At 54.9% G+C, this 614-nt stretch carries 1 protein-coding gene; it reads right to left on the minus strand.

What is annotated here, in order from left to right:
• Nucleotides 1–614: ATP-grasp domain-containing protein (locus RFM98_RS31210; RefSeq protein ID WP_320312299.1), on the minus strand; the 614-nt coding region annotated here is incomplete at both ends.

A 614-nucleotide genomic window follows, 5' to 3' on the forward strand; every position in this document is an offset into this window, starting at 1 on the left:
CAGTCAGCCGGGCCGGATAGTTCAACTGACGACAGACGAAATGCGGGGGAGGCCCGTATAGAGCGGCGCCGATCGCAATGACCTCATTTCCCATTACTTGAGCGATGTAAAGGGGTCCTTGCGCGAAGTCTTCGACCAGTATCCTAGGTGAACACCGCCATATGTGCTTGCCGCCCAACAGATAGGCTGTATGTTCGGCTAACTCATCGACATTGCGGCACAATCGGACACCGTTGCCACCGTTACCCATGACTGGCTTAAGAACTACAGGCAGGCCAATCTCCGCTGCAAAACGCTCCACATCTATCGCATTCGTCGCCACGCAATAAGTGGGGGTTGGAACGCCAGCCTCCGCGAGGAGTTGACGTTGAGTGAATTTGTCACAGCATCGTTCAATGGATGTGGGGTTCGGTCCAGGTAGATGGAAATGCTGGCAGAGCTTGCCGACTGTCGCATTGACCGACTCGTCAAGGCCCGGAAAGCCAGAAATGCCAGCGATATCATAGGTCGCACGCAGCCGGTAACATTCTCGGATCAGCGCATCGAGGTTTTCTGGGTCGACTTGGATTGCCTCATTTCCTTCCGCCGCAAGATAGTCGTACTGAGCTGGATCA

It is taken from the genome of Mesorhizobium australafricanum, from assembly GCF_033977265.1.
In the GTDB taxonomy this organism is placed as follows: domain Bacteria; phylum Pseudomonadota; class Alphaproteobacteria; order Rhizobiales; family Rhizobiaceae; genus Mesorhizobium; species Mesorhizobium australafricanum.